Source organism: Shimia sp., from assembly GCF_039969785.1.
Taxonomy (GTDB): Bacteria; Pseudomonadota; Alphaproteobacteria; order Rhodobacterales; family Rhodobacteraceae; genus Shimia.
Window position 1 is genome coordinate 104,095 of sequence record NZ_JBDVNC010000017.1, and the last position, 24,792, is coordinate 128,886.

Below are 24,792 nucleotides of genomic sequence, written 5' to 3' on the forward strand. Positions count from 1 at the left end.
AGGGAACCTTCGTAAAGAAACTTCGCGGAGGTAGAATCCTGGTACGTGTGGGCAAACAGATTTATTCTGGTTTTCCAATTACGTCGGAAAGTACCTGATATCCCACCAATTCACGGGAATAGAAATTGACAAGGGGCCGTTGTTTACGGCCCCTTTTCTATTTTAGGCAAGCGTACGCGTAACTTCTTCACGCTCGAAGATCTCGATAACATCCGCTGCGCGAATATCGTCGTAGTTTTCGAACGCCATACCGCATTCCTGACCAGATTGAACGTCTGAAACTTCATCTTTGAAGCGCTTCAGAGTTTTCAGTGTTCCTTCGTGAATTACCACGTTGTCTCTTAGCAAACGCACTCCTGCGGAACGGCGTGCGACGCCTTCTGTGACTAGGCAACCCGCGACTTTGCCAACACCGGAGACCTTGAAGACCTCTTTGATTTCTGCGTAGCCAATAAAGTTTTCACGAATTTCTGCAGACAGCAGTCCAGACGCGGCGGCTTTTACATCATCCACAAGATCATAGATGACCGAGTAGTACCGAATCTCGACGCCCTTCTGGTTAGCCGTGTTTCTGGCTGATGCATTTGCGCGAACGTTAAAGCCCATGATCGGTGCGCCGCTGGCTTCGGCCAGACCCACATCCGTTTCCGTAATGGCGCCCACACCGGAGTGCAGTACACGCACGCGGACTTCGTCGTTACCAATTTTCTCCATTGCTTGAACAATGGCTTCAGTCGATCCCTGAACATCTGCTTTGACCAGAATAGGCAATTCGGCGACGTTTTCGTCTTCCTTCGCCTTAGCCATCAGTTGCTCCAAAGTGGTTGCGGCACCCGCCGCAGCGCGTTTGTCTTTCGCAACCTGTTCACGGTAGTTAGCAATCTCACGCGCTTGTGCTTCAGTGTCGACCACGTTCAGAACGTCACCTGCTTCCGGTGTGCCGTTCAGACCCAAAACCTCGACGGGAACCGACGGTCCAGCTTCCTGAACGCGTTCGCCCTTGTCGTTGATTAGAGCCCGGACTCGTCCGTACTGTTCGCCTACAACAAAGATATCACCCTGACGAAGAGTACCGTGCTGAATAAGAACCGTAGCAACCGGGCCACGTCCAACGTCCAACTGGGCTTCGATTACAGCGCCTTGTGCGGCACGGCCCGGATTCGCTTTCAACTCAAGAATTTCGGCTTGAAGCGCGATGGATTCCAAAAGTTCGTCCAGCCCCTGACCGGTGATTGCAGAAACTTCGACGTCCTGAACTTCACCAGACATCTTTTCAACAATCACTTCATGCTGAAGTAATTCTGCACGTACTTGATCCGGATTTGCCGCAGGGCGGTCAATCTTGTTGATTGCAACGATCATCGGCACGCCAGCAGCTTTGGCATGATTGATGGCCTCAACAGTCTGCGGCATGACCGAGTCGTCCGCCGCAACCACAAGCACAACAATATCCGTCACCTGGGCGCCTCGAGAGCGCATCGACGTAAAGGCCGCGTGTCCGGGTGTGTCGAGGAAGCTGAGAATCGCACCGTCTTTGGTTTTGACCTGATATGCACCAATGTGTTGCGTAATGCCGCCAGCTTCGCCTGCTACAACTTTCGCTTCACGAATGGCATCCAACAAGGATGTTTTACCGTGGTCGACGTGTCCCATAATGGTGATGACCGGTGGGCGGGAAACAAGGTCTTCAACCTTGTCTTCGACATCTTCGATCACATCTTCAACGTCAGAGTCCGAAACGCGCACAACTTTGTGCCCGAATTCTTCGATGATCAATTCAGCGGTGTCCGCGTCAATTGTCTGGTTCTGAGTAACCATCATGCCCATTTTCATGAGCGACTTCACGACATCGGCGACTCGTTCGGCCATACGGTTTGCAAGTTCAGACACGACGATTGCTTCGGGAAGCTGAACTTCGCGAATCACCTTTTCACGCTCAACCGGGCCGCCCATTGCCTTTTGACGGGCACGTTCCTGTTTACGCTTCATTGCCGCCAAAGACTTTTGACGACCACCTTCGCCAGACAAAGCCTGGTTCAGTGTCAATTTACCCGAACGGCGTCCGTCATCACGACCTTTGCTGCGGTTCTGACGTTGCTCACGTTCGTTCTTGCGAGGCGTTGACGCAGGCAATGGTTTATTTGCCGGAGCACGTGAAGGTGCATCGTGTTTGGGCTTGGCAACCACTGCAGCTGCTTCGGCGGCCGCGCGTTTGGCAGCTTCCTCAGCTTCGGTGCGCTTGCGCTCTTCGTCTTCCGCTTTTTTGCGCGCGCGCTCTTCTGCTTCGCGCTGCTCGCGTTCTTTAATCTCGGCTTCCTGCCGGCGACGCTCACGATCTTCTGCGCGCGCCTTTTCTTCGGCGGCGCGTTTCGCAACTTCTTCGGCCTCACGGGCCTTCGCCGCATGAAGCGCTTTTAGCCGGCGTTCCATTTCCGCGTCAGAAATTCCAGCCGGACGGCGCGCGGGATCACCCGCGCCCTTAGCCGAATGTGCACCCGGCTTGGCCGCGCCTGGTTTAGGAACCACGACACGCTTTCGCTTGGTTTCCACCACGACATTCTTGGTCCGCCCATGGCTGAAGCTTTGCTTCACATTGCCAGGTCGGCTTCCACCGCGCAGACCCAAGGTTTTTTTACTGTCGTTATCGCTCATCTAGCTGTCTTTTCCTTCCCGGTGGCCCCTGCCACCGCAATTCCGCGTACGCCTTTTAATCTTTGGGCTTCCTCTACAACACGTTGAGCGAGTCCGCCAGACGCAAGCGCTCCATGTATCACAGTTTGTCTCCCAAATGCCAAACCCAATTCGTCTGCCGTTAGCCAGTCGATGTGTTTGCCCCCGTAAGGCGGACGAAGTTTGCTTTTTCCACGTCCTGAACCGTCTGATGCCTGCAACAGGATTTCCGCCTGCTCCTTGATCAACCAGTCTTTTACTTTTTCGTATCCAGCGATTGCGCTGCCTGATCTGCGCGACAGGCTGATCAGTTCAACGACCCGCCGGGCCAGTTGCTTTTCGACTTCATCGACCAGCCGCGTCGAAACTTTCACCTGAGTTTTGGCAGCGCGTGCGAAAAGCCCTTTGCCTGCCGCCTTTGATATCGCTTGCCGGTCAGCTGTCACCCAGATGCCGCGACCAGGTAGCTTGCCAGTGAGGTCAGGAAAAACCTGACCTTCAGGGCCAATTACAAAACGCACCATTCCACTGCACGGCGCGACCTTGCCGGTCGCGATGCACTTGCGTTCAGGCTGATCCGCCTTTTCTTTGGGTCGACCACCGCGTCCCATGTCAAGCCTCTGAGGCCTGAGATCAGGCCTCAGCCTCCTTTTCGCCGGTTTCTTCGCCGTCTTGTACTTCTTCTTCAGCTACAAGATCGGCTGGATCCACCCAGCCCAAAACGATCCGCGCTGTCATTACCAAATCTTGTGCATCTTCCAGGCTTAGATCGAATGGTTCGAGAATACCGTCATCTTTGACGCGCTCGCCATCCACGGTTGTCCAGCCGCCCGCAAGCTCCCAATCGGCGCAAGTTGCAAAATCTTCCAGCGTCAGAACGCCATCTTTCGCCAACGCTTCAATCATCTGAGGCGTCAGGCCTTCAAATCCAACAAGGCTGTCTTCGACACCCAATTCGCGGGCAGCTTCAAGCGCTGCACGGTTCTGCGCTTCGAGGAAATCGCGCGCACGGGCCTGCAATTCGGCCGCTGTACCTTCGTCGACGCCATCAATAACCAGAAGCTCGTCAACTTCGACATAGCCCACTTCCTCAAGATTGGTGAAGCCTTCGGAAACCAACAACTGTGCAAAGAATTCGTCCAGGTCCAGTGTGCGCATAAACAGCTGAGTGCGCTCTTCAAACTCTTTCTGGCGGCGTTCGGATTCTTCGGCTTCGGTCATAATGTCGATGTCCAACGCCGTTAGCTGAGATGCCAAACGCACGTTTTGACCACGGCGACCGATTGCCAGCGACAGTTGCTCATCAGGTACAACAACTTCGATTTTTCCGGCTTCTTCATCCAAAACCACCTTGGTGACTTCGGCTGGCTGCAAAGCGTTCACGAGGAATGTTGGCTGATCTTCATTCCATGGAATGATGTCGATCTTTTCGCCCTGCAATTCGTTTACGACGGCCTGAACCCGGCTACCACGCATACCAACGCAGGCGCCAACGGGATCAATTGAACCGTCGTATGAAATCACGGCAATCTTGGCGCGAGAACCCGGGTCACGGGCAACTGCCTTAATGTCGATAATGCCGTCGTAGATTTCAGGCACTTCCATTTTGAACAGCTCGGCCATGAATTCAGGCGCTGTGCGGCTCAGGAAAATCTGTGGACCACGTGTTTCCCGGCGCACATCTTTGATAAAGCACCGGATACGATCGTTCGGGCGATAGCTTTCGCGGCCGATTTTTTCATTGCGACGCAGAATGCCTTCGCCACGGCCAACATCAACGATGACATTGCCATATTCTTCGCGTTTGACGACGCCGTTGATAATGGTGCCCGCGCGATCCTTGAACTCTTCGAACTGGCGATCCCGTTCGGCTTCGCGCACCTTTTGCAAGATCACCTGTTTGGCAGACTGCGCAGCAATGCGACCCATCTCAACTGGAGGTACTTCTTCGACGTATGCATCGCCAACGGCAGGGGCTTCCATGTACTGCTTGGCCTGCTCAACAGTGAACTCAGCCTGGTAGTTTTCCAGCAGATCGTCTTCTACAACTGTACGCACGCGCGTAAATGTCGCCTTGCCGGTTTTGCGGTCGATTGCGACACGAATGTCCATCTCGGCGCCGTACCGCGACTTTGCAGCGCGCGCCAGAGACTCTTCCATCGCTTCGATGACCAAAGAAGGGTCGATCATCTTTTCGCGGGCCACGGCCTCGGCTGTCTGGAGCAGTTCCAGCTGGTTTGCAGAGGTAATTGCCATCTTTATTCCTCCTCGGACTCTTCAGTCTCGATATCGTCAAATTCGTCTTCATTCAGGATGCCAGCGTCTTTTCGTGCTTTCAGCATCTCTTTGATCAACTCGTCGGTCAGCACCAGCTTGGCATCTGCCAGCCAGTCAAATTGCAACCCGACGGTTACCGGTTCGCCTTTGTCGACAATGTTGATCAGCACTTCCTGGCCTTCAACACCTGCCAACACACCTTTAAACCGCTTGCGTCCATCAATCAGTTCATTGGTTTCGATTTTGGCGTCATAGCCCTCATACGTCTCAAAATCTTTGAGACGCGTCAGAGGGCGGTCAATGCCGGGGCTGCCAACCTCCAATACATAGGAGTCTGACAGCGGGTCTTCGACATCCAAAGTCGCACTGACAGCGTTAGAAATCGCCGCGCATTCATCAACTTCGATCCCACCACCGGGCTGTTCCGCCATGATCTGCAGGGTATGAGTATTGCCACCCATCAGGCGCAAGCGCACCAGTTCGAACCCCATGTCTTCAATGACAGGGGTTATGATGTCAGCCAGTTTGCGGTCAATCGCCGCTTTGGCAATAAGATCACTCATCTACGTGTTCCAAACACAAAAAAACGGGCGCGCGGCCCGTCGATCTTTCCCGGTGGAGCGTCAGGTCAGGACCCGAGCGCGCCGCTGTTGTCAGGGGATATACGTCTCATTTACTGAGTCTGCAAGGCCGAACTGAAACGCCCGTTATGCGCGCCACCAACGCTCGGCCAAACGGGCGCTGTCCAGCGTTGACAGGTTGCCCATTGCTGCCGGACGAGCAACCGTTTTTTGGCTCGCAAAAACGTAATCCGCAAAGACAGGAACGCCAACGGGTCCCTCGTCTCGAAGTAGTTTTTGCAAGTCTTGATAATGCGTGCGCCGCCGGTTTGCGTTTAGTTCAGAGCGGGCGGACAGCAGTAGGTTTTGGAAGGTAGGATGTTGCCAGTTGCTTAGGTTCCATGGTGCGTTCCTGGAATAGTACGTAGACAGAACCCAATCTTCTGTTGCCCGGCCATGTGAATTGCTCATCTGAATAGCACTACCTGCGTGGCCATTTTTGCTGTCTACAGATAATCCAATATGTCCAAGACCATCCCGCAAAAAGTTCCCTGCGATGTCGGCATCTGGAAACGCATATCCAGACTGAACCAGTGCAGCCCTATCGACGCCGGATTTTCGCAAATGAAACTGCGCTTTGTCCGTATCAAACGGAACTGCAGAGATATCTTTGGAGAAATACTGGTTGGCTGGGCCGATGGGCGTGTCTGCCGCGACCTGGCCAAAATCGCTCAGGATCGTCTTTAGAAACTTTTCCCGATCGACACCGTGCCTGAGCGCCTGGTTCAAGTGAAATTGATCTGATTGCGAGACGCCAGCCTGCATTGAGAACTGATAGTGCTGGTTGCCAGACACCCGCGATACATTCACGCCCCGCGTCGCCGTCAATTGCGTCGCAAAACGGGGCGGGACTTGACCAATCACATCAACGTCGCCATCCAAAAGCACGTCCATGCGTTCCCGGTCGGTATCCATGTTGACGATATCAAGTTCATCAAAAAAGCCCGCTGCAGAACCTTTGTAATGCGCGCTGACCCGCCGAGCCATCAAACGTTTACCGGGCTCAAAACTCTCAACTTTGTAAAGTCCGGTACCGATTCCGTTTTCCATCGCCAGTTCGACCAGACCAGCCGGATAGATGATCAGATGATAGTCGGCCAACAAATAGGGAAAGTCTGCGTTGGCTGCTACCAGATGAAACTGAACCTGATGATCCGTTACTTTTTGCAGACCTGTGACAGACGATAGCAACGGCCCGGCAGGCGACAAATTCCCTGCGCCCATGTGCACGGCCATCGATTCAAGCACATCATCCGCACCAAACGCCTTGCCGTTGTGGAATTGCACACCTTTGCGCAGATTGAATGTCCAGACACGGGCGTCGGGGCTGGCTTCCCAGCTTTCCGCCAGCTCTCCGCGCAAGGCACCGTCCGCACCAACTTCGGTCAGGCAATCGAACACCGCTCCGTGGGCCGCGATCATCATGAACAATCCGGCATGAGTCCGGCTGTCCCAGTTATGTGCGCGACGTCCACCAGCAACAGCGGCACGCAAAACCCCGCCTTGTTTGGGCGCCGCCATCAATGCCATTCCGGACGCAGCCAGCACACCAGCAGCTGCACCGCTGGTCAACAAGCTACGTCTGCTAATTCTCGACATTGATCCTACTCCAGCCAATTCCAAGCTAAATCACGCACAAACCAGACGGCCTAAAAGCTACTTTGTCCAGACGTTTTGCAGGTTGTGCGCCAATTCATCCATGATTCGAACCAGTTCAGAACTAATCCCGGGTTCGCTCAGCGCATGCCCGGCATTTCGAATCATACGCAAATCCGCAGCAGGCCAGAGTTCTGAAAGCTCAAATGCCGACCGGGGTGGGCAAATCATGTCATAACGACCCTGAACAATATAACCGGGAATATCCTGAATTCGGTGCATATTCTCAAGAATGTGCCCATCCGTTTCCAGAAATCCCTTGTTCAGGAAATAGTGGTTTTCGAGCCTCGAAAAAGCGCGGGCATAATCTGCAGGAGGCTCACCACCTGAACCGTTCGAATAGACCGATGCCAGTGCATTTTCCCAGCTGGCCCAAGCGCGCGCAAATCTCACTTCGGTCTCGCGATCACCCGAAAACAGTCGAGAGTGATATGCTGTTATCAGATCATCTCTTTCGTCTTCAGGGACAAGATCAATAAACCGTTTCCACGTTTCTGGCCAAAACTGGCCAGCGCCTCCACCATAAAACCAGTCCAGCTCGGACTGACGCATCAGAAACACACCACGCAGAACCAAACTCATTGCGTGATTTGGATGTGTCTGTGCGTAAATCAGCGACAAAGTAGCGCCCCAACTGCCTCCAAAAACGATCCAGCTGTCGATGTTAAGCGCGGCCCGAATACGCTCCATGTCCGCAACAAGATGCCATGTCGTATTGGCGTCGGTGCTGGCGTGCGGGCGCGAACGTCCACATCCGCGTTGATCAAACAGTATGATGCGAAAATACTTGGGGTTAAAATAGCGCCGCATTGCAGGGCTACAACCACCACCGGGACCTCCATGAACAACAATCACCGGAATTCCATCCGGATTGCCCGATTGTTCGTAATACACACTATGACAATCACCCACGTCCAAGCGCCTCTGGTCAAATGGTTCGACCGGAGGGTAAAGATAGTGCACTGCGCGCTTTTGGCCGGAGTTTCTGTCCATGTCCTTCCTATAAGGTTGAGACATCCCAATTGACCATGGATAAATCAAAATGCAAGCCTCTCAAACCACCGTTGATCCCGCCGAAGTTGCCAAATTCGAAGCGATGGCCGCCGAATGGTGGGACCCCAAGGGTAAATTTAAGCCGCTGCATATGCTTAATCCGTGTCGTCTCGACTATATTACGACGCAGATTGCGGCGGAATTCAATCGCAACTTGTCAGACCCTGAACCGTTCAGGGGGTTGCGATTGCTGGATATCGGTTGTGGTGGCGGACTGTTGTCCGAACCGATGGCGCGGCTGGGCGCGTCTGTGACCGGCGCAGATGCGGCGCCGCGGAACATACCCGTTGCTCAGGTTCACGCGGAACAATCCGGCCTGACGATCGATTATCGCCACACGACTGCCGAAGCGATGGCAGAAGCGGGCGAGCAATTTGACATTGTTTTGAATATGGAAGTTGTCGAACACGTCGCCGACCCGCAAAGCTATCTGACCGCATGTCAGCAGTTGCTAAAACCGGGTGGATTACATCTTTGCTCAACCATCAATCGCAACGCCAAAAGCTTTGCAGTCGCGATATTGGGTGCAGAATTCGTCATGCGGTGGTTGCCCAAAGGCACGCATGAATGGAACAAGTTCATTACTCCAGACGAACTTGTCGACATGCTTCAAAAATCCGGTGTGACAACCGTGGACCGCAAAGGGTTTGTCTTTAACCCTATTGCATGGAGCTGGTCGATTTCGGCGCAGGATTTAAGCGTCAACTACGTGACCAGCAGCTTGAAACCTGCCTGAATATTAGCCGTCGTCGCTCAACCGGACACGCAGTTCACGCAATATGGGCAGCGCGGACCTGACTCGCCGTTCGCCCAATTGTTCAACAATGTCGCTGACCAGCGGCGCAATCCCGGCCAGTGCCGCATCTCTTGCGCTGCGACCAGCCGGGCTAATCGCCACCATTTTGCGCCGGGCATCATCCCAATCCGGGCGAATATGTACATATCCGGCAAGCTCAAGTTTACCCAACGTGTTGGTCATGGCCCCGCGTGTGACGTGAAATGTTTTGGCCAGTTGTGCGGGGCTTCGCTCGGCGTGCACACGGTCTAGATGGTTCAGAACTGTAAAATGCGACAGCTCCATGCCCTTGGGCAGAACTTTGGACAGCCGGGATCGGGCAAGCTGATCCGCCATCAGGATCTCGCCAAACAAAGTAATCGCAAGGCCTTTGCTGTCGCTCATTCAGGGTCCGTCAACTTTTCGGTCATGTGCTAGGGCTGGCACCTTCTGCCGGGCTTTCTCAACCATATTCAGGTCGATATCAACATAGGTAATGCCGGGGGCCTCGCCGGCGTCAGAAAGAACTTCACCCCAAGGTGCAATAACAAGAGAGTGCCCATAGGTTTGGCGTTTCTGCCCGCGGCTGGCATTATGACGCCCCGTTTGGGCAGGCGCCAACACAAAACAACCAGTTTCGATGGCTCTGGCACGCAGCAAAATTTCCCAATGGGCGGCGCCCGTAACATGCGAAAACGCCGCTGGAGCAGTTAGAATTTGCGCGCCTGCCTTTGCCAAAGCGCGATGCAGATAGGAAAACCGCACATCATAGCAGATTGTCAAACCGACCTTACCAAATGGCGTTTCCGCCACGACAGCTTGTTGCCCGGGGCGATACCCGTCAGATTCGCGATAGGTTTCTTCTGGCGTGACCTCGACATCGAACATGTGGATTTTGTCGTATCGCGCAACAATCTGACCCAAATTATCGATCAGAAAGGACCGGTTGGCAAAACGACCGTCGGAATCTGTCGTCTTGATCGCAAGGCTGCCAATCAGAAGCCAGAGATCAAGCTCCCGGCATTGTGTTCGCAAAGCTGCTAGCGTTGGATCGTCGTTTTCTTCGTTTAGAACCGCCATCTGATGACTGCGGCTGGTCGACACGCAATTTGTCACCTCTGGTGTTAAGACAAACTCCGCCCCGCCTGCCTTGGCCTCAGCCAGCAGAGCGCCAACGTTTTCAAGGTTTTCCGCAGGGTCGTCAGACGATGTCAGTTGAAGAAGAGCAATCCGCGTTGTCATCAGGCGGCCAACAACGCATCAAGTTTGCCGGAACGCTCTAATTCAAAAAGATCGTCGCACCCGCCAACATGAAGATCGCCAATAAATATCTGAGGCACAGTCCGGCCCCCATTCGCACGCTGAATCATTTCCGGCTTGCGATCCGGATTGCGAAAGACATCGACTTCCGAAAAATCAGCGCCCTTTGTCTTCAAAAGCCGTTTAGCCGCGTGACAAAACCCGCAAAGCGGACTGGTGTAAATCTCGATTGGTTGCATTTCCATTTCCCCATGTATGCCTTGTTTGTGGGGGATTTATGCATCCTTTGCAACGCGCGCCAGTGTGATCACGCACACGTCACTCGCACGACCGACCAGACAAGCCCGGGTTGCGGCGGACAAAGTGGCACCCGTGGTCATTACGTCATCAACCAGCAAAACCGGGCGACCGGCCATGCGGTGCAGGCGTCTGGGATGAGGCTCAATTGATCCGGCCAGAGATTCGAAACGTTCTGCCAGACCCATCCCTTCTGTTGTTTGTGTGTGATGCGGCCGGATCAACAAATCCGGACAATGCGGTAAATCCAGTTCCTTCGCCAACGCCCGCGCCAACAAGGCTGCCTGATTGTATCGACGCGCGATCATACGGCGCCAATGCAGCGGAACTGGTGCAAGAATCATGTTTTTCTTCAGTATCGGGCGCACTGCATTTGCCATCCATTTGGCTGCAGGCATGGCTGTGTCCTGCCGATCGCCATGTTTCAGAGCCAAAACCAGTTTTCGCGCGGCACCCTGGTAAACCAGCGCGGACCGGCCCCGAACCCATGGTCGGTCAAACTTCATACAATCATCGCAATAAGCGCGATGGCCATCATCCTGACCGGGCAATGGAACACCGCAGGCATCACAAACCAAACCGCCAATAAACGGGGTCTGGGCCCAGCATTGTCCACACAGTCCATAATCGCTGTCCACATGCGCTCCGCAGCCCACACAACGAGACGGATAAACAACTCGCAAGGCTGTTTGAAACTTGTGAATCATCGCAGTATTGTCCGCATTATGCAGAACACCCCCCAGATTACAGACAGGACCGCATTGCTTAGAAATCGCGCACGCGCCGATTTGGATTCGGGCATGTTCTTGCATCACGCAGCCATCGAGGAACTTCAGGATCGCCTGACCTTGGTTAACAAGAGGTTTAAGAACCCAGCCATCGTCACTGGATTCCCGGATATCTGGCGCAAGTTCATGCCAGAGGCACGCGTTGTTGCCGACACTGACACGCTGGATTTGCAAGCCGGGGCGCATGACCTTGTGGTTCATGCGATGTCATTGCATTGGGCAAACGACCCGGTTGGGCAAATCATTCAATGCCGGCGCGCTCTCATGCCGGACGGGTTGTTCCTTGGGGCGGCTTTTGGCGGGCAAACGTTGCACGAATTGCGGGCTGCCCTGGGTCAGGCCGAGGTGGAGGTGACAAACGGAATGTCACCACGTGTCGCACCGATGGCCGAAATCCGCGACATGGGATCGCTGCTACAACGCGCCGGTCTGGCGCTACCGGTGGCGGATGCTGTGACACTGACGGCAACTTATGAAACGCCGTGGCATGTCATGCGCGATCTACGCACGATGGGCGAAACAAACGCATTAACCAACCGGTTGCGGCGCTCGACGGGACGTCAGGTTTTGATCCGCGCCGCCGAAGTTTACGTACAGGAATTCATGAACCAGGGACGCATTCCGGCAACATTCGAGCTGATTTTTCTATTGGGTTGGTCACCGGATTCCAGCCAGCCACGACCTTTGCGCCCCGGATCAGCAAACGCACGCCTAGCCGACGCGCTTGGCGCTTCAGAAACAAAATTGCCTGGAGCTTAAGGCCGTCGTCCAGACAAACATACGGACCAAAAATAGCTATGAATAAAGCCAAACGACCAGAAAACGCGCCCGCAGATCACCCACAGGTTCCACGGGGAAAAACCGGTGTTCTGATTGCCAATCTGGGCACTCCGGACGACTATTCTTATTGGCCCATGCGCAGATATCTGAACGAATTTCTGTCAGACAAACGGGTTATCGATTACCCGGCCTGGAAGTGGCAACCACTTTTGCAGCTGATAATTTTGACAAAACGGCCTTTTTCCAGCGGCAAAGCCTACGAATCGATTTGGGACAAAACACGCGACGAGAGCCCGCTTATGACGATCACCAGAAATCAGGCTGAAAAGGTTTCATCCGAGATGCAAACTCGGTTTGGCGATCAGGTCATGGTCGATTTTTGCATGCGGTATGGCAACCCTTCGACCAAATCCAAACTGCGCGAAATGGTGGCTGCCGGGTGCGAACGTATCCTATTCTTTCCGCTTTATCCCCAATATGCGGGCGCCACGACAGCAACTGCGAATGACGAATTTTTCCGCGCTCTGATGAATGAAAAATGGCAGCCAGCCGCAAGAACTGTGCCTGCCTATTCGTCACATCCTGTTTATATTGACGCGCTGGCCGCCTCGGTTGAGGCTGCCTATGCCAACCTCGATAAACGCCCGGATTTGTTGGTTGTTTCGTACCATGGAATGCCACAACGGTATTTGTTGGAGGGCGACCCTTATCACTGCCAATGCCAAAAAACGACAAGGTTGCTGAAAGAACGGTTGGGGTGGGAATCCACAGAGCTGACCACAACATTTCAGTCGCAATTTGGACCGGAAGAGTGGTTGAAACCTTACACTGTCGACGAAGTTGCCCGATTGGCACGGGAAGATGGCAAAAAGAACATCGCGGTCATTGCGCCTGCATTTTCCTCTGACTGCATCGAAACACTCGAAGAGATCAATGAAGAGATCAAAGAGAGTTTTGAAGACGCCGGTGGAGAGGGCTTTACCTACATACCTTGCCTCAACGATTCGGCAGGTCATATTCACGCGTTGTCGGAGATCATCTCTGAAAACTTGTGCGGTTGGGTCGAATAGGCGCGTACATCGCCACCTGAGATCATCCCTAAAAGTGAAAAAGGCGGAGCATTTGCCCCGCCCTTTCCGATCTTTTTGATAGTGAGCTGTTTACGCAGCAGCAGCAGCACCGGCAACAATTACCAGCAGCAGAAGCGGCACCCAAACACCCGAAGAAGAGCTGCTAGCAGCTTCTTCAATTACCGGGGGTTCAACAACCGGATCAGCCATCGAGCCAGCAAATGCGGTCGAAGCAGCAGCAGTCAACGCAGCAGCGAGAACTAGTTTCTTCATAGTATCCTCCAGAATTAGCCCAACGTCACAAATGAGGACGACGTTAAGCACCCAAGACTTACCTCGTGTCTTGTCTAAACAACAAAACCCCACAATTGCAAAGCCAACATTTGGCTATTCGGGGCCTTGTCGTGCAAATGTCGTCAAATTAGCAACACTTGAGTGCCCACTTTGGCCAATTCGAAAAGCTCAGAGATGTGTTCGTTATACAAACCAATACATCCGTTCGAAGACCGGCGCCCAATTTTGCGCGTGTCGTGCGTCCCGTGGATCCGGTAATATGTCCAGCCCAGATAAAGCGCGTGTGTGCCCAATGGGTTATCAGGACCCGGGCCCACATAGTCCGGCCATTCCGGGTTTCGTTTTTTCATAGACGGTGTCGGGCGCCAGCTAGGGCCGTCGACTTTACGCACAACACTGGTGCGTCCGCGTCTTGTCAAGTCTTCGGTAAGAGGAACTGACGTCGGGTACAGTTTGTAAACCGACCCATCCCCTGACCAATAATGCAGCGCGCGCGACGTGACGTCGACCAAAACGGCACCATTGTTCAGGTTCGAAAAATAGGGCTGCCATTCGAGGGACCGAAAGCTTGAAATGTTGCGGACTACTGCTTCGCCGAGGTCGCGCTCGACTTCAGTTGTGCCCGATTCGGTTTGCGCAAGCGCCGGGGTGCTCAGAAATGCGGCCCCGGACGCAAGAAAACTGCGGCGGCCGAATTTATGTGACCGATGATCCGTCATGTGACGCTCCAGAAAAACTGTGACTATGATTGCGCGACATTATTGCCAGAATGTCTCAGTCGCAAATCAATCAACCGTCATTGCGGCAAAGTCACGCCGAAGTGGGTTTTCAAGGCAACGTTATGCAGGTTAGACCATGTTCAAACATTTAACTGGTGCACGGAGACATCATGCGTTCGATTGCCCTTCTTTTGATTGCTGTTCTGGGTTTAGCGGCATGTGACTCGTCCGGGGGCTCAAGTGGCGCCAAGCAGTACCGAATCTCTTCGGGTGCGACCTCGAAAATCCAATATCGCGTCCTGGACTCAATTAATGTTCTGCGACAGGCGTCAGGCGCCGGTACGGTTGAGTTGAATGGTCAGCTGAATGCTGCTGCCGCTACTCATTCGCAGGACATGGCACTGCAAAACCGGCCCTGGCACTTTGGTTCAGACGGATCCAGCCCGCTGGATCGCGTTGCCCGTGTAGGATATTCAGGCAAGCTGGTCGGTGAGACCATTTCCGAAACCTATGAAACCGAAATGGAAACTCTGGCCGCGTGGATGGAACAGGAAGACACCCGTTCCGTCATTCTTGATCCCAGCGCCCAGGATTTCGGTTTCGCGTGGTTCCAGGAACGGAACGGCAAGATCTGGTGGACAATGGTGATGGGAGAGCGCGGACCTGTCTATGTGGCTGGACGTTAAGGGTAAATCGACACCAACGTTCCCTTATTGACCATCGCATAAACGTCACGCATCTCTCTGTCTGTCACCGCAATACATCCTGCGGTCCAGTCTTCTTTGCCGTTTCGATAGAGCTTCGGGCGCCCGTGAATAAAGATATCTCCGCCGGGAGACCTTCCTATCGAGTGCGCATAAGCCCGATCAGCAGCATTTGGGTATGAAATTCCAACTGACAGATAAAACTGGCTGTTCGGATTGCGCCGGTCAACATAATAGTCCCCTTCGGGCGTGCGACCGTCACCTTCGACTTGCTTGTGCCCCAAGGGCGCAAAGCCCAGGTCGACATCATATACCTTGAGCGCCTTGTCATGATGCATCAGGAACATCTTGCGGTCTTCTTTGTAGACAAGAATACGCGTTACTTCTGGTCCGTTGTAGGTTTTGAATTTCGAACAGCTTGCCAAAGTCACTGCCATAACCGCGACCAATAGTAGGTTCATTATACGCATCGACAGGGCCCCTTGTCCGTTACCGGCTTCTTTGATGGCGCGTTTATAGCAAAAAAACACCCGCTTGGCGCTTCACGCCTGTGTGAAAATTCACTGTCTGACAAATCGGGCAACCAGTTCGACATGCGAGGACCAGCGGAACTGGTCAACAACCTGTATCCATTCCAACTTATATCCCCCCCGCACCAATGTGGCTGCGTCGCGGGCAAATGTCACTGGGTTACAGGACACAAACGCGATGGCTTCGACCTGAGACTGTGCCAGCTGAGCAATTTGTGCTTCTGCGCCTGCACGCGGTGGATCGATGACAGCAAAATCGTATTTCAGATCGCCGGAAAAAATCGGACTGCGGAAAAGATCACGTGCCTCGGTTGTGATCTCTTTTAAACCGTTTGCCATACGCCAGCCAGCGTCCAGCGCATCCACCATTGCCTTGTCGCCTTCGACAGCGTGCATCTGGAAACGCGTTGATAAAGGCAGTGTGAAAGTCCCACAACCTGCAAACAGATCGAGCCCCTTTTCACCTTCTGTGATTGCCTGATCTACAGCCGAAACAAGTGCTGCCTCTCCTTGAGGTGTTGCCTGCAAAAACGCGCCCGGAGGCGGTACAACTCTGGAGGTTCCGAAACTCTGATAAGGCGGGTTTCGCGTGGTGATTGTTTCGCCATCCCATGTCAGACGCGCAAGGTTCAACGGTTCAGTTTCCTGCGCCAGGATCGACATCAACGGACCATCCAGCGGTTTGCCTCCGGTCACGGAGATATCCAGCCCCACTTGTGATAAGGTCGCCGTTACGCTGAGTTCGCCTTTGCGTGATCCACCAATGCGGGCCAGATCCGCTGCAATTTGAGCGGCCGGCATCAATGCCGGGTCCAACAGCTGGCAATCCGGGATTTCGGAAATCACACCAGATGCACGCCCGTGAAACCCGGCCATCGCCCCCTTTTTCGTGCGGCGCGCGGAAAAAACAGCCCGCCGCCGGGACTGGGCGGATGAGGTAACAATTGGACGAAGCTCGGCCTCCAGCGATTGTGCGGCCAGCGCTTGACGTACGACATCCACTTTCCAGTTGGCAACAAAATCGTCAGACGCATGCTGTAGCTGGCATCCACCACACGCCCGATAATGGCGGCACGGTGGTTTCACTCGGTCATCCGACGGCGTGACAACCTTCATGTCTGTCAGACGCGAACCATCAAGCGTTCCCGTCACAACCTCACCCGGCAGAGCCAGCGCTGCAAACACTGGCCCCGGTGCAATCCCGTCGCCTTGGTGGCCCAGTCTTTCAATCTCAAAATTGGTCATACCCGGCACCTACACTGGCGCCGGGTATGGGGTCAAACATCTACTCAGCAACTTCGTCGGCATTCAGAAACCCACCGGACTGTCTTTGCCAGAAACCTGCATAAAGCCCCTCTTTGGCCAGCAGTTCAGAATGCGTGCCCTGTTCCACAATCCGACCTTGATCCATCACCAGAATGCGATCCATTTGAGCAATGGTCGACAGGCGGTGCGCGATTGCGATCACAGTTTTACCTTCCATCATGCCGTACAGCGTTTCCTGAATGGAGGCTTCGACTTCGCTGTCCAACGCGCTTGTCGCCTCATCCAACAACAGGATCGGGGCATCCTTGAGGATAACGCGCGCCAAAGTGATACGTTGACGCTGACCTCCGGACAGCTTGACCCCGCGTTCGCCAACCTGAGCGTCGTACCCGGTGCGTCCATGCTGATCCTCTAGATCAAGGATGAAATCATGCGCTTCTGCCTTCTTGGCCGCTGCTATCACCTGATCCTGGCTGGCATTGGGCAATCCATAAAGAATGTTGTCGCGCACGGATCGGTGCAGCAATGAACTATCCTGCTGCACCATGCCAATCATATCGCGCAAACTGTCCTGTGTGACTTTGGCAATGTTCTGACCATCAATCATAATCCTACCCTGCTCCACGTCGTAGAACCGCAACAACAGCTTAACCAACGTCGATTTTCCGGCGCCAGATCGACCAATCAGGCCAATTTTTTCGCCCGGCCGAATGGTCAGCGACACCTGATCCAGCCCACCCGTTTCGCGCCCATAATGATGCGAAAGGGATTGAATCTCTATCTTTCCGTCAGCCATCCGAAGCGACCCGGCATCCCGATCATCAACAAGATCAATGGGTTGGGCAATCGTTTCCATGCCTTCCGCCACCACGCCAAGCTGACGAAAGAATGACGTCAACGCCCACATGATCCAACCCGTCATGGCGTTCAAACGCAATGTCAGCGCTGTCGCTGCCGCAACGACACCAACCGACGCCTCGCCCTGCATCCACAGCCAAAAAGCCCAGCCGACAACGGCAACAATCAGCAAGCCGTTCAGCACAACCAGCGTTACATCCATCAACGTGTAAATCCGCATTTCGGACTGAAACGTTTGACGTGAATGTTCAATCGCATCCCTGGCGTAATCCAGTTCCCGGTTATTATGCGCAAACAGCTTTACCGAATGGATATTCGTATAAGCATCCACAACCCGCCCGGTGACTTGAGACCGGGCGTCGGACGCAATTTTAGACGCTGGGCCAACCCGTCGAACCGTCCACGTGACCAGGCAGCCATAAAGGCCAACCCAGATCAGCATAGGTATCAACAATCGCGGATCAGCATCGGTCAACAAAATGCCTGCACCGATCAGGTAGGCAATCGAAAACGTGATTGCGTCAAAGACCTGAAACACGGCCTCACCAGCGGCGGGCGGCGTTTGCATTATGCGGTTAGCGATTCGACCGGCAAAATCGTTCTCAAACCAGCCAACGGATTGACGCAAAACATGTTTATGGGCCCGCCACCGGATCAACGTTCCCAGATTTGGCAGGACGGTATTGTTCAGCAACAGCACATCCAGAGCCTGAAGCGCCGGGCGCAGCACCAACACAAAGACGGCCACCGCAATGAATTCGCCCTTGTGACTGGCCCAGACCTGCCTCGGGTCTCCGGCCAGCAAATCCACAATGCGGCCCATATAGCCAATCAACCCAATCTCGACCGCGGCAACGACAATGGACATGATGGCTGCGGCCCAAAACACACGGCGAAAAGGCCGCATATAACGGGACATGAATGGCCACAAACGTGTCGGAGGCCGATCTTCTTCTTCATAGATGCAATAGGGGTCTACGAGGTTTTCGAAAAACTTGAACATGGAGGTACCTGAAACGTGAAATGCAAGATGTCATGGCGCGCCAACCGGCCCACACTAGCGGTCGAATGGGCTCAGCTGAACCAGATCCCGCGATACATTTTGCACCCTCCATCGTCGTTTGCCTTGTTATGCTGCAGCAGTCCTGAACGCGTGTCAATTTTTAAACGAGATGTTTGGTGGAGTCTTCTTAGGCACGCTCTGCCTGAGTGTCCGACGCCATAAAGGTAATTTCTCTCGGAACGCTGAAAAAGTTCGCTCACTCGCCGCAGGTTCTTTTCGGTTCGTTTGGCCAATTCAGGGCCAAGCTTCTGAACCCACCGGGACATGGTCGATCGACCAACTAAGATATCCTCCGCTGCCAGAAAATCGACGACATCTTGATAGGACAACGGGAAGCGTAAAGATCACCCGCGCGTCATTCCGGTTTTTTAAGGTTTGCTGGCCATGTTTCCAGCAATTGTGATGGTTATTGCAAATTTCATCTCATAGTGGATCGACTTCGGTAGCCGAACAGTCGAAAACTAGCATCAGAATTGTGGTCACGTTGAACTGACTTGATGGGATCAAAGCGATCCAAATTGGCAAGACGCGCCAAGTACTCAACTACTTCGTTCCACGCCGGGAACACAGATACGTTTTCTAAGGCCAGGAGGGTGGCATGCAAATTGACTTGAATTCAGACCTCGGAGAAGGTTTTGGACCATGGGGCATGGGCGACGATGCAACCATGTTGACGCTGGTAAATAGTGCAAACATAGCTTGCGGTGGACATGCCAGCGATCCAGAAACGATGTTCGAAACGCTAAGGCTGTCCAAACAGCACGGCGTGACTGTTGGCGCACATCCCGGCTACAATGACCGCGAAGGATTTGGCCGACGACTCATCCCCATGACTCCGTCAGAAATTGGCCGCATGGTCGCAGCTCAGATCGGCGCGCTGAAGGCCGTTGCGTCTTTGGTTCCTGTACCCGTGCGCTATGTCAAACCACACGGAGCTCTGGCAAACCTTGCTGCGCGGGATATGGATGTGGCGCAGGCCATCGTTGAAGCTGTCACAATGATTGATTCGGCACTCCCTATTCTGGCAATTTCGGGCACTTGTCTTGAACAGGCTGCACGGGCTGCAAGTGTTCCGGTCTATTCAGAGATTTTTGCTGATCGTGGCTATTTGAAGTCTGGACAGCTTGTACCGCGTGGCACCCAAGGCGCGATGATCCACGATGCCAAAGAGGCAACAGACCGCTTGATTGGATATCTGAAGACAGGCAAAATGCCGGTGATTGACGGCGATCCAATCAAACTGCTGGCGCATTCGATCTGTGTTCATGGAGACAGTTCAGGCGCAGTTGCAATGGCTCGTGAAATTCAACATCGCCTCACAGCAGAGGGCGTGCAGTTTCAATCATTTCTGAATCCCTGAGCATGCAAACGGCTTCCTTCTACCCTGTCGCAGACCACGCATTGCTGGTTCAGCTTGGATCTGAAATCAGTGATGCCCTGACGGCAAGGGTTTTGCAGCTTGATCAGGCTATCGCCGCCAACCCTCCCTTGGGATTGCGTGAAACTGTTCCGGCTTTCGTTAATCTCCTCGCAGAATTTGACCCGTTGGTAACCGACCACCACGAGATGGAAACCGCAATCCGAGCGCTGTTTGGTGCGGATGTAGGGTCGAAAACAGAAGGCGCCCAGCGCGAAGTTCTGATCTGTTACGAGGATGATCTGGCGCCTGATCTGACCGCTTTGTCCGAAGCAACCGGCATGACCCCGGACGCTATTACCAACATGCATCTATCTGGCGATTACACGGTCGGAATGTATGGCTTTGCACCTGGGTATGCCTATCTGTCCGGCGTTCCAGAACTGTTGCAAGTGCCGCGAAAACCCGCCGCCGTTCGCGGCATTCCAGCAGGGAGCGTTATCATCGCAGGCCCGCAATGCCTTGTTACGACCCTGACCATGCCAACCGGCTGGACGATCATCGGCAGATCACCAACTGAAATTCTTACAAATGACCCAGTCCGACCATTCCTCTTTGATGTTGGGGATCGCGTAAAATTTCGACGCATTGATCGGGCCACATTTGACAATCAGACCCTAGGTCGTGTGACATGAAGAAAGCGTCACTTCGGGTTGCATTTGCGGGCCCGCTGGTCACTTATCAGGACGGCGGGCGTCCGGGTAAGATGCGTTTTGGCGTGCCGGCATCGGGACCAATGGATCGTCTGGCACTCAAAGCGGCCAATGTCGCCTTAGGGAATCCGCCAAACAGTACAGCTGTCGAGGTTTCAATTGGCGGGCTGGTGCTAAAATGTACGGAAGGTGCCGTTTCGCTGGCAATCGCGGGAGGCAGTTTTCTGATCGACCGCGCTGGTGAACGTTTGGGCAATTGGACCGTTTTTGCACTTCAGAAAGGCGAAACGCTGACGGTTCGTGCTGGCAAAAAAGGGAGCTGGACTTACTTAGCATTTGCGGGCGACGTGATTGCGCCGAAATGGTTAGATCACACGGCGACCCATTCGGCATCTGGTTTTGGAGGCGGGCAGCTTATGAGCGGGGGCGACATTCAGGTCGTCAACGCACAAGTACGCGAAGACCGGCACGGAGACATCAGTAGGCCCGGTTTCCCTTCTAACGATCACAATATCCGCGTGGTTCAGGGACCACAGGACAGGTTTTTCAAAAAGGAATCCATCGAGACATTCCTGTCCCAAAGCTATGCCTTGACCAGTTCCTTTGACCGAATGGGAGTCCGCCTGTCCGGGCCGAAACTTGAACTTGCCGGCGCCTTGTCCATTCCATCCGAACCAATCCTCGTTGGGTCAGTCCAAGTGGCCGGTGATGGCGTTCCAACTGTCTTGCTTGCCGACCATCAAACCACTGGCGGATATCCTAAAATCGCGACAGTCATTACAGATGACCTTGATAAACTGAGCCAGAAACGAGCCGGTGATCACGTGAAATTTGAGCCGGTGTCAGCGGAAACCGCATTGCAAATCACACGAGCCAATGCAAAAGCGCGCACAACTTATCTGGCTGACATCGCAGTTCCCAAGGGTTCTTTGAGCCAACGCCTGATGCGGGACAATCTCATCAGTGGCGCCATATCTGCACACTCCGATCTTTAGTGAAAAGAAACGGAGTTAACTGAGAAATTCCTGCTTCACCGCCAGATACTGTGCAGCACCCACGACAGTATATTAGTGACACAAGGAAACCCGGACGCAATCGGTCAGCTCCAGCGGGGACAGATTATTACTTCTGTAGTGACCCGCCTTTCGGATATGAACATAGAGTCAAAACGTATCGATTCCAGCCCGATTATGGTTTCGGCATCCTGTCAGCACAGCGTCGGTATTGCGTCGGTGCCATTGGTGGGATTGTTGCACGAATTGCCCCATCAAAATACGGTACGTGCGCCGCTTAGCGATATAGCGAGGACAGCAACGCAGTGCGATCAAGCTTAAAGCCCGAGTCGATCCAGCGGGTTTCCAACAGCTTCAAAGCAGATCCGATGTCAGCGCCGGAGTGAGCGGGCATCAAATCTTCTGCTTTGACAGGGAATTCGGCTCGGCACCCACGCTCAACATCTGCGGCCGCGTTCGGCGGAAGTGGCATTTCGAAAACTGCTGCCCTAAGCGCTAGAATTGAAAGCGCCGTTTGTTCCCCAAACAAATACCCCAATGCTGCGGGTTTTTCGGTTGTTTCGATCCCACGTATCAGGATCGAAAGCTGTCGGGTTTGTTTTTTGGACAAACGCAGCGAATCTGAAACAGCTGTTCCGCCCAACACGGCAAGCCGACGCAGTGCATCGGGCTGAACCAGAAGTTCTGATTCAAAATGCACCAGAGGAGCAAGACCACGATCATCCGCACCTGTCAAAACGGCATTCACTACACCGGTGCTGCGCATCGCCGCCACAGCGGGGGCAGGATCCGGGGCGCTCAGCAGGCGCAACATCTCATATCCAAGACGTTCGCGCGACAGGGTATCGATCCCATCAATTTGCCCGGCGATCGCCGCAAGTGCGTCGGCATCCATGCCTCCCTCGGGATCACCGTACCACGCGTGAAACCGAAAGAACCGAAGGATACGCAGATAATCCTCGCGGATACGTTGCTGGGCATCATCAATGAACCGAACCCGCCGATTTACCAGATCGACCAAACCACCAAGCGGGTCGATAACTTGCCCGTCAGGATTCGCATAAAGCGCGTTCATCGTAAAATCGCGGCGGCGTGCGTCGTCTTCGACGCTTTGGGAAAACGCGACCACGGCACGTCGCCCGTCAGTCTCAACATCTTTGCGAAACGTCGTGATTTCATGCGCTATGTGATCAGAGACAACGGTGACCGTGCCATGATCAATCCCTGTCGGAATGGCCTTGAGCCCAGCGGCCTTGGCCAAAGCAACGACACGAGAGGGAGTTGCGTCGGTTGACAGATCGATGTCGTTCACCGGCGCGTTTAACAGCGCGTTTCGCACACAGCCGCCAACAAACAGCGCCTGAAAACCGGCCCCTGTCAACATCCGGCAAACGTCCTGGGTGGCGGGCGATCTGAGCCAATCACCTTCAACCTTCATAGACTGTGTATCCGGTCCGCTAATCCGCGCAGAATGCGCGCTGTTGCGCCCCAAATGTAGTAGGGTCCAAATGGCACGGTGAAATAGCTGCGCCGACTGCCCTGCCAACGGCGCGACTGGATCGAAAACCGAGCCGGATCTGTTACATGCGCCAAAGGTACGGAAAACACTTCTTCGACTTCACCGGGTTCAGGAATGATGTCAAATGCGTCTCTAACACGGCCCAAAACGGGCGTTACTGTAAAGCTGGTGACGGTTTCGTGGGTCGGCAACGTGCCCATCACTTCGACATTGCTTTCAGGCAAGCCAATCTCTTCGCGGGCTTCGCGCAGGCCAGCAGCGATGACATCCGCGTCACCTTCATCCTGTTTGCCACCCGGAAATGCAATCTGACCGGGGTGGTGTTTGAGATGCGAGCTGCGCTTGGTCAGGATGACATGTGGCACGTTTGCGCGCATCTCAATCGGGATCAGAACACCAGCCGGGCGCAGTTTACGCCCTGCAGGCAATACAACATCAGGGTTCAGATCAAAATCCGACGATGTCCCGGTTGAGCAGTTAAGCGCGCGCAAAAGAGGGGCAAGTGGATCAGCCACCATTAACCTCTGGCGCGTCTTTGCCAACGGTTTTGGGATCAAGATCGTAGTGGGCGCCGCAAAACTGGCAATCTGCTGTCACGCGGCCCTGGTCAGTTGTCATTTTCTGGATGTCTTTGACCGAATAGATCGACAGGCTTTGACGCACGCGGTCTTCGGAACAGGTACAGCCAAACTTGACCGGCTGGGCGTCATAAACGCGAGGTTGTTCTTCGTGGAACAGACGCACCAAGAGATCGGTTGGCGCCACGGTTGGGCCGATCATTTCGAGATCTTCAACAGAATCCAGCAAGATGTTCACCCGGTTCCAGTTCTCGCTGTCATCCTCATTCAGGATGTCTTGCGCCAGCAGAATGCCACCCTCGCCACTTCCGCCTTCTCCGGACACATGCGGTGACGCTTTGGGCATATGTTGAAGCATGACGCCGCCTGCGCGCCAATGTTCCGGCACACCGGGCTCAATGGATTTTCCAAACCGCAGCGAAAACCGGGTGGCCAGTTGCTCGGATTGGGCAAAATACGCCTCGGCGCACGCTTTAAGCGAACCACCGGTCAGGCTGGTGATGCCTTGATAGGGCTTCATGCCCTTGCCCTGATCAATCAGGATCGCAAAATATCCGGTTCCCAGCTGTTCAAACGGGGCGTCGTCGGTCAGGCGATCCGCGTCATAGGTCGCATAGGCACGAATCCGGGCCGGTTCGCCCTTGTCTGTGGGACCATAATAGTCTGTTGCGATCATGCGGACCGGGCCGTTGGACTGGACCTGCAATGACAGTTTCCAACGCAGCTCGATTGTTTGGCCGATCAACGCCGTCAGCAGCGCCATTTCGGCAACCAACGCTTCGACCTGAGGGGGATAATCATGCTGTTTCAGCACCCCCGAAAGCACGCCATCCAAACGGGCGACACGCCCGCGCATATCAGAATTATCAAGCTGGAACGGCAAAACGGTGTCATCCCAGGCAATTTTGGTTCCAAGAGTCATGGAGTTTCCT

Annotated in this window: 24 protein-coding genes and 1 pseudogene; 7 read left to right on the forward strand and 18 right to left on the reverse strand. The window is 54.1% G+C overall.

All coding sequences use genetic code 11. The annotated features are described in order from the left end of the window. Positions 1-162: 162 nt before the first annotated feature. The 6 genes and pseudogenes from infB to pip all read right to left on the reverse strand — a co-directional run bounded on the left by infB (position 163) and on the right by pip (position 8,216). A complete protein-coding gene (gene infB, locus ABJI08_RS08650; RefSeq protein WP_348401425.1) occupies positions 163-2,652 on the reverse strand; it encodes a translation initiation factor IF-2 in 2,490 nt (829 codons plus the stop codon). After that, positions 2,653-3,281, reverse strand: a pseudogene (locus ABJI08_RS08655) (RNA-binding protein). A 22-nt stretch (positions 3,282-3,303) separates the two neighbouring features. Further along, positions 3,304-4,926 carry a transcription termination factor NusA gene (gene nusA, locus ABJI08_RS08660; RefSeq protein ID WP_348401426.1) on the reverse strand — a complete coding sequence of 541 codons (1,623 nt, stop codon included), beginning with the start codon at positions 4,924-4,926 and terminating at the stop codon, positions 3,304-3,306. A gap of 2 nt (positions 4,927-4,928) precedes the next feature. Further along, complete coding sequence (gene rimP / locus ABJI08_RS08665; protein WP_348401427.1) at positions 4,929-5,510, reverse strand: ribosome maturation factor RimP; 582 nt, start codon at positions 5,508-5,510, stop codon at positions 4,929-4,931. Positions 5,511-5,654: 144 nt separating this feature from the next. Further along, positions 5,655-7,166 carry an ABC transporter substrate-binding protein gene (locus ABJI08_RS08670; protein ID WP_348401428.1) on the reverse strand — a complete coding sequence of 504 codons (1,512 nt, stop codon included), beginning with the start codon at positions 7,164-7,166 and terminating at the stop codon, positions 5,655-5,657. 57 nt (positions 7,167-7,223) lie between these two features. Then, the gene (gene pip / locus ABJI08_RS08675; protein WP_348401429.1) at positions 7,224-8,216 is read right to left on the reverse strand and encodes a prolyl aminopeptidase; all 993 of its coding nucleotides are present in this window, start codon (positions 8,214-8,216) and stop codon (positions 7,224-7,226) included. A gap of 49 nt (positions 8,217-8,265) precedes the next feature. Between pip and ubiG the strand changes: the two genes are divergently transcribed. Beyond that, on the forward strand, positions 8,266-9,012 hold the full coding sequence (ubiG, locus tag ABJI08_RS08680; protein WP_348401430.1) for a bifunctional 2-polyprenyl-6-hydroxyphenol methylase/3-demethylubiquinol 3-O-methyltransferase UbiG: 747 nt from the start codon (positions 8,266-8,268) through the stop codon (positions 9,010-9,012). A gap of 3 nt (positions 9,013-9,015) precedes the next feature. On the opposite strand, the gene ABJI08_RS08685 is transcribed toward ubiG, so the two are convergent. Genes ABJI08_RS08685 through ABJI08_RS08700 form a run of 4 tightly spaced genes read right to left on the reverse strand, consistent with a single transcriptional unit; the run spans position 9,016 to position 11,315 of the window. Then, positions 9,016-9,456 (reverse strand): MarR family transcriptional regulator, encoded by a 441-nt coding sequence (locus tag ABJI08_RS08685; RefSeq protein ID WP_348401431.1) that lies wholly within the window; start codon positions 9,454-9,456, stop codon positions 9,016-9,018. Then, positions 9,457-10,293 (reverse strand): carbon-nitrogen hydrolase family protein, encoded by an 837-nt coding sequence (locus tag ABJI08_RS08690; protein ID WP_348401432.1) that lies wholly within the window; start codon positions 10,291-10,293, stop codon positions 9,457-9,459. Continuing rightward, on the reverse strand, positions 10,293-10,550 hold the full coding sequence (gene grxC, locus ABJI08_RS08695; protein WP_348401433.1) for a glutaredoxin 3: 258 nt from the start codon (positions 10,548-10,550) through the stop codon (positions 10,293-10,295). The genes ABJI08_RS08690 and grxC overlap by 1 nt, the downstream gene beginning before the upstream one ends. A 36-nt stretch (positions 10,551-10,586) precedes the next feature. Continuing rightward, the gene (locus ABJI08_RS08700) at positions 10,587-11,315 is read right to left on the reverse strand and encodes a ComF family protein (RefSeq protein ID WP_348401434.1); all 729 of its coding nucleotides are present in this window, start codon (positions 11,313-11,315) and stop codon (positions 10,587-10,589) included. Positions 11,316-11,333: 18 nt separating this feature from the next. Here ABJI08_RS08700 and ABJI08_RS08705 point away from each other — a divergent pair, with 18 nt between their 5' ends. Together ABJI08_RS08705 and hemH are read left to right on the forward strand one after the other, a co-directional pair. Further along, a complete protein-coding gene (locus ABJI08_RS08705) occupies positions 11,334-12,155 on the forward strand; it encodes a methyltransferase domain-containing protein (RefSeq protein ID WP_348401435.1) in 822 nt (273 codons plus the stop codon). 38 nt (positions 12,156-12,193) lie between these two features. After that, positions 12,194-13,246, forward strand: coding sequence for a ferrochelatase (gene hemH / locus ABJI08_RS08710; RefSeq protein ID WP_348401436.1), 1,053 nt, complete (start codon positions 12,194-12,196; stop codon positions 13,244-13,246). Between the two features lie 90 nt (positions 13,247-13,336). Here the strand turns inward: hemH and ABJI08_RS08715 are convergent, their stop codons facing one another. Next, a complete protein-coding gene (locus tag ABJI08_RS08715) occupies positions 13,337-13,519 on the reverse strand; it encodes a hypothetical protein (protein ID WP_348401437.1) in 183 nt (60 codons plus the stop codon). Between the two features lie 143 nt (positions 13,520-13,662). After that, positions 13,663-14,259: a L,D-transpeptidase gene (locus ABJI08_RS08720; protein WP_348401438.1), complete on the reverse strand. Its 597-nt coding sequence runs from the start codon at positions 14,257-14,259 to the stop codon at positions 13,663-13,665. A 170-nt stretch (positions 14,260-14,429) separates the two neighbouring features. Here ABJI08_RS08720 and ABJI08_RS08725 point away from each other — a divergent pair, with 170 nt between their 5' ends. Continuing rightward, a complete protein-coding gene (locus ABJI08_RS08725; RefSeq protein ID WP_348401439.1) occupies positions 14,430-14,945 on the forward strand; it encodes a CAP domain-containing protein in 516 nt (171 codons plus the stop codon). Here the strand turns inward: ABJI08_RS08725 and ABJI08_RS08730 are convergent. From ABJI08_RS08730 to ABJI08_RS08740, 3 genes are all read right to left on the reverse strand, one after another. Continuing rightward, positions 14,942-15,433: a L,D-transpeptidase family protein gene (locus ABJI08_RS08730; RefSeq protein WP_348401440.1), complete on the reverse strand. Its 492-nt coding sequence runs from the start codon at positions 15,431-15,433 to the stop codon at positions 14,942-14,944. The two genes, ABJI08_RS08725 and ABJI08_RS08730, sit on opposite strands and share 4 nt — an antisense overlap. 90 nt (positions 15,434-15,523) lie before the next feature. Continuing rightward, positions 15,524-16,738 (reverse strand): class I SAM-dependent RNA methyltransferase, encoded by a 1,215-nt coding sequence (locus tag ABJI08_RS08735; protein ID WP_348401441.1) that lies wholly within the window; start codon positions 16,736-16,738, stop codon positions 15,524-15,526. Between the two features lie 40 nt (positions 16,739-16,778). After that, positions 16,779-18,620 (reverse strand): ABC transporter ATP-binding protein, encoded by a 1,842-nt coding sequence (locus ABJI08_RS08740; protein ID WP_348401442.1) that lies wholly within the window; start codon positions 18,618-18,620, stop codon positions 16,779-16,781. Between the two features lie 658 nt (positions 18,621-19,278). On the opposite strand from ABJI08_RS08740, the gene ABJI08_RS08745 reads away from it, so the two are divergent. From ABJI08_RS08745 to ABJI08_RS08755, 3 genes are read left to right on the forward strand one after another with little or no spacing between them, the layout of a single operon-like run. Further along, positions 19,279-20,040: a 5-oxoprolinase subunit PxpA gene (locus tag ABJI08_RS08745; RefSeq protein ID WP_348401443.1), complete on the forward strand. Its 762-nt coding sequence runs from the start codon at positions 19,279-19,281 to the stop codon at positions 20,038-20,040. A 2-nt stretch (positions 20,041-20,042) separates the two neighbouring features. Next, positions 20,043-20,732, forward strand: a complete 690-nt coding sequence (locus ABJI08_RS08750) for an allophanate hydrolase subunit 1 (protein ID WP_348401444.1) — start codon at positions 20,043-20,045, stop codon at positions 20,730-20,732. Continuing rightward, positions 20,729-21,745, forward strand: a complete 1,017-nt coding sequence (locus ABJI08_RS08755; RefSeq protein ID WP_348401445.1) for a biotin-dependent carboxyltransferase family protein — start codon at positions 20,729-20,731, stop codon at positions 21,743-21,745. The genes ABJI08_RS08750 and ABJI08_RS08755 overlap by 4 nt, the downstream gene beginning before the upstream one ends. Before the next feature lie 295 nt (positions 21,746-22,040). Here ABJI08_RS08755 and ABJI08_RS08760 read toward each other — a convergent pair whose 3' ends face one another. Genes ABJI08_RS08760 through ABJI08_RS08770 form a run of 3 tightly spaced genes read right to left on the reverse strand, consistent with a single transcriptional unit; the run spans position 22,041 to position 24,782 of the window. After that, the gene (locus ABJI08_RS08760; protein ID WP_348401446.1) at positions 22,041-23,201 is read right to left on the reverse strand and encodes a CCA tRNA nucleotidyltransferase; all 1,161 of its coding nucleotides are present in this window, start codon (positions 23,199-23,201) and stop codon (positions 22,041-22,043) included. Beyond that, positions 23,198-23,800 (reverse strand): CoA pyrophosphatase, encoded by a 603-nt coding sequence (locus ABJI08_RS08765; RefSeq protein ID WP_348401447.1) that lies wholly within the window; start codon positions 23,798-23,800, stop codon positions 23,198-23,200. Before ABJI08_RS08765 ends, ABJI08_RS08760 begins: the two co-directional genes overlap by 4 nt. After that, positions 23,790-24,782: an Hsp33 family molecular chaperone HslO gene (locus tag ABJI08_RS08770; protein ID WP_348401448.1), complete on the reverse strand. Its 993-nt coding sequence runs from the start codon at positions 24,780-24,782 to the stop codon at positions 23,790-23,792. The genes ABJI08_RS08765 and ABJI08_RS08770 overlap by 11 nt, the downstream gene beginning before the upstream one ends. Between the last annotated feature and the right edge of the window lie 10 nt (positions 24,783-24,792).